Origin of the sequence: Proteiniphilum sp. (assembly GCF_040307845.1) — a bacterium.
GTDB lineage: Bacteria > Bacteroidota > Bacteroidia > Bacteroidales > Dysgonomonadaceae > Proteiniphilum.
Genome location: NZ_JAWRIS010000055.1, coordinates 20837 through 29598 on the forward strand (window position 1 = coordinate 20837; position 8762 = coordinate 29598).

Sequence of the window (8762 nt, forward strand, 5' to 3'; positions counted from 1 at the left end):
CCGCAAAGCGGGAAATAACGCGAAGCGAATAACGGCGAAGCCGAATAACAATAGAATAACGGCGAAGCCGAATTACAATAGAATTGGCGAAGCCGAATAACGCACGCAGTGCGAATATAGATCAAAAATTTGAATTAAATAACCATAGCACATTTATTTTCGATAACATAGATTAAAAAATCACTCCAATTTATCCTCGGAAGAATAACAAAAAAAAGACATATATATACAATTAAATGACAATAATTTAATAAAATGGAGTACCTAATGAGTATCTATTTTTTTTAAAAAAAATCTATTTTATAATATGTTTGCTAACAAATATCAAAGGATCAAAAAAAACATCAAGGATCAGTAGCTATTTACCAAAACAGCACATCCTTAGCAAATATGATCTGTCTCAAAAAGAGATGTGATTTAAAAAGAAGAATGTATGAAAAAATATTGCATTTTCTTTCTATTCCTGTTACCCTTCACTACCCGGGTGTCAGCACAAGAAAACCTTACGGAGATCATTGTGGGCTTTCGCGTAGGAAGCGGAATACTTGATCCGGCATACGACAATAATGCCGTGAAACTCTCCAATATCGTATCGCTCTTGCAGTCTGTTCAAAATGACAGCAGCCTAATCCTGACCAATGTATCTTTTTGTGGTTACACATCGCTTGAAGGAAGTGAACGGCGGAACAGGCAACTATCGCGCGAACGCCTCTCCGCCCTTGAAGAATTTGTGCGGAACAAGGTCGAATTACCCGAGAAGATCATCAGCCGCGAGGAGCAATACATACCATGGGATGAACTAAAAAGGATGGTAAATGCTTCCGATATACCTTATAAGGATGAAGTGGCAACCATCCTGGATGAGAGATCTGCGATGACCCGATCTGAGAACGGGATGATGATTGATGCCCGCATAGACAAACTGATGAAATTACATGAAGGCAAGGCCTGGAAATATATGACCGACTATTTTTTTGCTGCTATGCGAAACGCTTGCGTAGTATTTGTCACACTCGATCGAAAGCCGGCCGCGACGAAAATAGAAGAGCTTCCCGCACAGCAAGAACCCGTGAAAGTGGAAGAGATTATCACGACACCAGTCATAGAAGAGGTAGTGCCACAAGCTAAAAATCCTTTCTTCATGAGTATGAAAACCAATATGCTGTATGACCTGCTGGCCGTGCCCAACATCGGCGTGGAGTTCTATCTGGGCAGGAACTGGTCGGTCGCCGGAAACTGGATGTACGCCTGGTGGAAGACAGACCGTCATCACCGCTACTGGCGCACTTACGGCGGTGACATCGCCGTGCGCAGATGGTTTGGGAGAAAAGCCGGTGAGAAACCGCTGACCGGGCATCACTTTGGCTTGTACGGCCAGTTGGTGACTTACGACTTCGAGTGGGGAGGCAAAGGCTACTTGGGTGACAAGTGGAGTTATGCCGGAGGAGTAGAATATGGCTACTCACTGCCGGTGGCGCGCCGTCTGAACATCGACTTCACCCTCGGGGCAGGTTATCTGGGAGGAGAGTACAAAACCTACAATCCCATGGACGGGCATTATGTATGGCAGTCCACCAAAGACCGCCACTGGTTCGGTCCCACCAAGGCCGAGGTCTCGTTGGTCTGGTTGATCGGTCGGGGCAATAGCAATAGCAAGAAAGGAGGCGCGAGATGAAAAAGAGGGGACATATAACACATCCTGGTAATATAATAAGGTATATACCCCTGTTAGGGTTACTTGCCGGCTTCTCTTCCTGCGAGCACAAGGAGTTGTGTTACAACCACGACGAGCATTCGCCCAAGTCGCAGGTACTTGTGAAAGCCGCTTATGAGAAAGAGTGGCAATACAACTACGAGGGGGGCACAGACTGGAAGACCTTTCCCACATGGCAAGAGACCTTCGGCATGGCGTACGACGCGCTCCGCCCGGTGACCCCGGAGGGGTTGCGCGTTCAGGTATACAATGCCGACGGCTCCAACAATATCGTGAACCTCGCCCCTGAAGGGGGCATTGTCCCGATGTCGGAAGGAGAGCACTCGCTGCTGTTCTACAACAACGATACCGAATTCATCGTGTTCGACAACCTACAGACATCCGCTTCGGCGCGGGCCACCACCCGCACCCGCAGCCGCTCATCCTACATTGGCAATTCCTACATGCAGAGCCGGGCGGAGAATACGGTCAATCCACCCGACATGCTTTACGGCTATTATATCGATTCCTACATCGCACGGCGGACAGTGGAGCCTGAGGAGATCCCTGTCACCATGCATCCGCTGGTGTTTACCTACCTGATACGATATGAATTCAGCGCCGGATTGCAATACGTGGTGTTGGCGCGGGGGGCGCTGGCCGGCATGGCCGAATCGGTCTACCTGACCACCGGCCGTACGTCGGAGAACGACGTGACGGTGCTTTTCGACTGCGACATGGAGGCCTTCGGCCCCCAAGCGGTGGTCAAGTCGTTCGGCATACCCGACTTCCCCAATGAACAATACACCCGGATGGAACGACGCTATGCCCTGAACCTGGAGGTGAGGATGAAGAACGGAAACATAAAGTCCTTCGATTTCGACGTGACCGATCAGGTGAAGGCGCAGCCGCGGGGAGGCGTCATCGTGGTGCGCGACTTCGGGATTACCGATGAGGAAGGTCAGGAAGGTGGTTCCGGATTCGACGTGGAGGTGAACGACTGGGGAGAATTCGAGGATATCGAACTGCCTCTCTGAAAAGAAACACATTAAGAGTTAGAGTCAGATAGTTATTTTTTTACTTTAAAAATTTTAGAAAATGAAAAAGTTTTTATTTATTGGTTTGGTTGCGACAGCCATGTTGGTTAGTTGCAATAACGACGAGACGGTGGAATTCGCCAAAGGTAGCGCCATCCAGTTCGACACCTTCGTGAACAAGAGTGTACGGGGTGCAACTGACGACATCACCACTGCCAACATCAGCAATTTCAGCGTCTATGGGTTTATGGAAAATGCCGGTGGCCAGATTTTCACCAGCGAGGCTGTAACAGGTAGCAGTGATACTTGGACTTACGCCAATACCCAGTATTGGACTGCCGGTAAGAAGTACTATTTTTCCGCCATCGCTCCCACCACAAGCGCGCAATGGACTTATGACGTGAACAGCAAAGTAGAGGGTGGCATCATCACTTTTACGAATGGAACCGGCACGCAAGATCTGTTGTACGCTTATTCCGGCGAGATCACAACTCCGGATCCTATTACTGCCGCACCAGACAAAGTCGGTTTCACTTTCAGCCACTTGCTCTCCCGTGTGAAGTTCAACTTCTCCAATGCCATGGATAACGCAAGTACCACATTGACGGTGACAGAGGTAAAAATCACCGATGCCAACGGAAAAGCCACTTGCGACGTGTCTGCGGCCACCAAGACCTGGACGCTTGCAGCCGACAACGCAGCCGCCACATTGGAATTCGGCCCCGTATTGGCAACAGATGCCAAGGTCACAACAACTGCTTCCAGTGCCACCGACCACAAGTACATGATCCCTCAGAACCAGGCTTACAAGTTGAGTTTCAAGGTTGAGATGTACCAAGGCACAGTGCTGGCTGCCACTTACAACCATGTGGATGTGGTAGTTCCCGCAGTGGAAATGCTTCCCGGTAACAGCTACGTGTTCAATGCCGAACTGAACCCGGAAAATATCAATCCGGAAGAAGAGCTCTATCCGATCGAGTTTACCGTTACAACAGTTACAGATTGGGCAGATTTCACTGATGGAGGAGACCTAACCGGTTTCGAAGACACAACTCCCGTGACACCGTAAACCATTCCTGACCGCCTTGTTATAAGGTACGTTAGATTACAGGGTGTAAGGGGTTGAATGTTCCCCTTACACTCACAATTACACGCGGCGGATCATTCCACTGCCCCATCGATAAAAACAGAGAGCAATGAACAGACATAAGAAACGGCATTTATGGGCAAGCGGCATGGCGGGCATTCTCGCTACCCTGCTTCTTTTCTCGTGCGACAACGATAATTTCCCGGTGGACAACGAACCGGGAAAAGCATCCGACGGCATTTATTTTGGCGTCTCCTCCACAGGAGCAGGCCAGACAAGAGGAACAGCCGACACCGACAATGACGACGGTATCACTGTAGATCGTTTTGTGCTGAGGGGTGACAATACCACAGACACGCTCTGTGTAAGCACCATCGTTTCCGACGGCATCCATGCTTCCACCCTCGTGGGTGAGAACGGGGCGACACGCGCCACGCCGGTGACCAAGGATGATTTCTACACGGCATTCAAGGTGCTGGCTTATTGGAAAACCGGTGAGACGCTGCACCCGGAGTTCTATATGAATGAGACGGTGACCGACAAGGGAGGCAATGTATGGGGCACCACCGGAAACACCTACTATTGGCCCGGCAACGTCCATACGCTCCAATTTTATGCCTACGCGCCTGCCGATGCCCCCGGCATCACGACGGAGCCAACCTCTCCCCAACAAGACAAGAAACTGGCGTACACGGTGCCCGCCGATGTGGCCAATCAGAAAGATGTGGTGGTGGCAACCACCGCCGAGATACAGGGAGACAGTAAAACCGTTGTACCACTCACCTTCAACCATATCAACACCGCAGTCCGTTTCGTGGTGGGAAGCGACATGCAACCGGGCACTATCCAAAGCATCACCCTGAAAGGTGTCAGGAACAGTGGCAGTTATGATATGAACACCGATGCTTGGGCACTGAACACCTCATCTGTCGCCAATTTCAGCCAGACACTGAACAAGACCACCACCGCCGGTATGGCAAACGGCACTGAAATCACCACCGCCGAGGGCACCTTTATGATGCTGCCGCAAACCCTGCCCGCGGGAGCAACCATTGAAGTGGTGTTCCACGACAACCTCTCCAACCAGGACCGCACGCTCACCGCCTCCGTCGCCGGACAGGAGTGGCCGATGGGAAAGACCGTGACTTACAAGCTCTCCATATCTCCCGAATACGAATTGGAATTCATCTCCGAACCCGTGCTTCAGGACGCGCACTATATCATCTATCCTATCAAGATAAAGGCCGGAGAGATAGCCGGTGGCTGGACAATGACTTCGGAACAGTCCTGGGTGACTCTCCGCGTCAACCTCACCGACCTTCAAGCGCAAGGCTATTGGATAGAGTCCGACAAGGGAACCGCTTCCATATCAGGATCTGCGGGAGAAGACATCACCGTCTATGCTTTTCTCACAGAAAACATAGGCAACGATATCCGTAATGCGGTTCTCAAATTACGCCCAACCAATATGCTAAATGCCACGCCCGTCACCTTCACCATTTCGCAGCTCTGCCCCGCCTGGAACGGAACTGGGATCGGTACCCTGGGGTGCGAAAGGATAGAAGACGGCGATTATCCGTGGGGATTCAAGTGGCCTGCTAATTATAAGGTGATTTATAATATGGGAACAGGTTTAGGAACTGCTATTTATGGCCTTATAATAAGGATATTCGGATTACAGTATTCGTCCGTTAGTGGTTCGGGACTATGGGATGACTTGAAAATTACTATAGACTACTCCCAAGTATCAGCCTCCAACGTGGCCCTATCGACAAGTAACGGATATCAAAACACGCTGGATTTATACAATTATCAAGGAATCAGCAATGCGGCTGACTTGGAAAACCGGCTTGCCAACATGGGTGGCGTGAGATCCGTAGAACCCGCAGGAGCGACAATCCAGAATCCTACAGAATTCGCGGCACGCGCTTGCGCCATGAAAAACAAGTATGGCAAGACCACGGAAACTAATCAGGGTCAAACGGTAGAAAAGCCAGTACTAAATCCAAACGATTTGGTATGGTATCTCCCGTCACAAACCGAGAGTACACAAATGAACGACCCTCAATATCCGTTGAGTGGCAACTATTGGACATCCACGGCTCTCGATGATAATGCCAACGCATATAAGGTAAATGGAAGTAACACTTCATCCGAAGACCGCGCCACCAAGCTTCATGTCCGCGCCGTCAGGAAGAAGCCATAATCAAAAATAGTCAATCGGGATGAAATGCCCCTGCCATGTGCGGCGGGGGCATTTGTCATGATTAGCCGACAAAATACCCATCCCATCCATTGAAATCTATTGAAAAACGCCCTGCAAACCACCACCAAACCGGGAGATTTTAAAATCGAGTATCCGATGAGTATCTGTCTGTGTGGTATAATTCCGCATGCACTATTTTATAAATATATTAATAGATAATTTTGGGAAAATTAAATAAATATATGCAACTATCGGATTTAGATAACTCATTCAAACGCATGAAAGGAATCTCACTATTCACCATGACCTTATTGCTGATTGTTGGTTGTACAAAGTCGAAGGGATCATCTGATGCCACCCTAGTAGACAGCCTGCTTGATCTCTCTTATGAATGCCGTCTTGTTCCTGATTTGGAAAAGAGCCTTAGCTATTCTTTGGAAGCATTGGCGTTGGCGCAATCAGCCGGTTACCGCAAGGGAATAGCAGAATCCTGCTTTTTCATTGCCCAGGCCTTATCCGACACAGGAAATTACAGCACAGCAGTAGAATATATTGTTCGCGGTGAAAAATATGTGGATGGAGATGCAAAATTAAAGTCCGAATTCATTCGGGTAAAAGCCCGTATATATTCCAATCTGGAACTATATGATAAGGCAAAAAAGGAATTCCTGCATGGACTCTCCTATGTGAAACGGATAAAACAACAGAAACAGCGGCAGTTCTTAGAGGCGCTTGCCTATGAGAATCTGGCACACCTATATAGAATCACCGATCGCCCCGATTCTTCATTTTATTATATCCAGAAGAAAATAGGGATATTGGACACCATGGACGAGTCTTTCGTTTACACCATCCTCATCAACACATATACCTCAATAGGCAAACTCCATGCGGATAAAATGCGATGTGACTCCGCCGACGCATATTTCGTTAAAGCCATCGCGCTGGCAGATAAATATAATTTCCGCTACCGTTCGTGGATATATACCTGCCAAGGGGACATGTACCTGAACACAGAGAATCCTGATTCAGCATTGCATTACTACTCCATGGCCTTGGAAAATCTCGGGGAAACCGGTTTGAAGGCTGAATATCCCGCACTCTACGAGAAAGTAGCCAATATCTATTTGTCACTCAATGACACGATAACCGCCCGTAAATATAAAAATGCGCGGGAGGTCATTGAGAAAGAGTTCAACGATGAAAAACTAAAAGCGTCCAACAACATCCTTAACATACTGATCAACAGAGAGATCAAATTTAAACTCACGCAAAGGAAAGTATCCAGGATCCTTGTAGCTGTCATTGCTTTGCTATGGACTATAATTATGCTTATCTTCTTCTTTATAAGACATAAAAGAGCTAATTATTGGCAGGAAAAGGAAAAAGAAAAGGAAAAAGAAATGCAACAAGAACAGGAAATGCAAGTGCTCAAAATAAAGGTAAATGAATCATTCACCGAAATCGTGGAGTTAGCTAAGACGAATGATTCCACGTTTATGGTCAGATTCCAGGAGGTTTATCCTGAATTTACACAAGCAATGAGTGCGTATAAATTGCAATTAAGCGAATTACATCTGCTTGCGCTTATATATCTTCAATTCACCTCCAAAGAAATTGCGGATTGCACATATCGCTCCATAAGAACTGTCCAGAATAGGAAATACAGGCTCCGGAAAAAATTGGGCATCGACACCGATGTGGACATACATGTCTGGTTGAACAAAATTCTGCAAATCACACTGGATGAACAACTAAACAATTCACGACATACACTTAATAAACAAACACTTGCAAAACAGAGCATCTGATGAGTAGGTGATTTTTTGGGGAAAATTTTATTTTACAATAGTTTTGCGACCTTAATTTCAAAACCCAAAAAAGCCTCAGAGGTGCTAGTCATTGAAGTATTACTCAATTGTCTATAAATTGCAATTTTGTTCCGCAGAGAAAATTTTGTAAGTGGTCGTGAACAAGTAATCACAGTCTTGACCGATCATAAAGAACCAATAAATAGAAGTATATAGATGGACGTTAACAGATGCAAAAGAAAGAACAATGAAAGCAAATATTTGCTGACGGATGTGGAATCCTGCACATTTACTTTCTCAGACGGGCTGAAAAGTAAGATAAACACATCACCCGACAATGATATCGTTCTGATAAAACTGATTCCCCGCACATCAAAATTAAAATGGTTTGAGGACAGGGTGTTGAGTAATTACATGTCGGCAAAAACCATGAAAGAGCTGGCGGAACTATGCAACTATGACTGCCTGAAGACTTTCACCCGCCATTTCAAGAGATGTTTTGATGAAACGCCCTACCAATGGATGCTCGACCGTAAGATGGGAGAGATACAATCGCTCGTGCATAAATCCGACTTCTCCATTACCGAGATATCCAATATGTACGGTTTCAAAAACGTGTCGCATTTAGTGAATGTATACACGAAAAAATTCGGGATGTCCCCACAAAAGGACAGGATCGCTAACGCTATATGATACTGTCTATCGACAACTTCCTTTCAATTAATAAACAAATTATGCATAAGATTAGTCACAAGTTTCTCTTGGTCATCCTGGCGCTGGCAGCCTTCCTCCCGGGAGCATTCGCGCAAAAGGTGGCCATCAAGAACAACCTCCTTTACGACGCTACGGCCACACCCAACCTGGCCTTGGAGATGGCATTGAGCCGCAAGATGACCCTGGAGCTGGGAGCCGGCGTAAACCCGTTCAC

General features: G+C 47.2%; 7 protein-coding genes. All 7 read left to right on the plus strand.

Annotated elements, in window-relative coordinates:
- Positions 1-433: 433 nt before the first annotated feature.
- The gene (locus ABV001_RS12680) at positions 434-1675 is read left to right on the plus strand and encodes a DUF3575 domain-containing protein (protein WP_352423148.1); all 1242 of its coding nucleotides are present in this window, start codon (positions 434-436) and stop codon (positions 1673-1675) included.
- Positions 1672-2730, plus strand: a complete 1059-nt coding sequence (locus tag ABV001_RS12685) for a DUF5119 domain-containing protein (protein ID WP_352423149.1) — start codon at positions 1672-1674, stop codon at positions 2728-2730. Before ABV001_RS12680 ends, ABV001_RS12685 begins: the two co-directional genes overlap by 4 nt.
- Positions 2731-2791: 61 nt before the next feature.
- Entirely contained in the window at positions 2792-3799 is a 1008-nt protein-coding gene (locus tag ABV001_RS12690; protein ID WP_352423150.1) for a fimbrillin family protein, read from the plus strand.
- A 127-nt stretch (positions 3800-3926) separates the two neighbouring features.
- On the plus strand, positions 3927-6023 hold the full coding sequence (locus ABV001_RS12695) for a fimbrillin family protein (protein WP_352423151.1): 2097 nt from the start codon (positions 3927-3929) through the stop codon (positions 6021-6023).
- A 242-nt stretch (positions 6024-6265) separates the two neighbouring features.
- Entirely contained in the window at positions 6266-7834 is a 1569-nt protein-coding gene (locus tag ABV001_RS12700; RefSeq protein WP_352423152.1) for a tetratricopeptide repeat protein, read from the plus strand.
- 216 nt (positions 7835-8050) lie between these two features.
- Positions 8051-8527, plus strand: coding sequence for a helix-turn-helix domain-containing protein (locus ABV001_RS12705; protein WP_352423153.1), 477 nt, complete (start codon positions 8051-8053; stop codon positions 8525-8527).
- Positions 8528-8568: 41 nt separating this feature from the next.
- The coding region (locus ABV001_RS12710) for a DUF3575 domain-containing protein (RefSeq protein ID WP_352423154.1) at positions 8569-8762 on the plus strand (194 nt) is incomplete at its 3' end.

Coding starts and splice junctions, on each gene's coding strand:
- ABV001_RS12700 (WP_352423152.1), top strand. CDS start 6,266: ATGCAACTATCGGATTTAGATAACTCATTCAAACGCATGAAAGGAATC.
- ABV001_RS12705 (WP_352423153.1), top strand. CDS start 8,051: ATGGACGTTAACAGATGCAAAAGAAAGAACAATGAAAGCAAATATTTG.
- ABV001_RS12695 (WP_352423151.1), top strand. CDS start 3,927: ATGAACAGACATAAGAAACGGCATTTATGGGCAAGCGGCATGGCGGGC.
- ABV001_RS12680 (WP_352423148.1), top strand. CDS start 434: ATGAAAAAATATTGCATTTTCTTTCTATTCCTGTTACCCTTCACTACC.
- ABV001_RS12685 (WP_352423149.1), top strand. CDS start 1,672: ATGAAAAAGAGGGGACATATAACACATCCTGGTAATATAATAAGGTAT.
- ABV001_RS12690 (WP_352423150.1), top strand. CDS start 2,792: ATGAAAAAGTTTTTATTTATTGGTTTGGTTGCGACAGCCATGTTGGTT.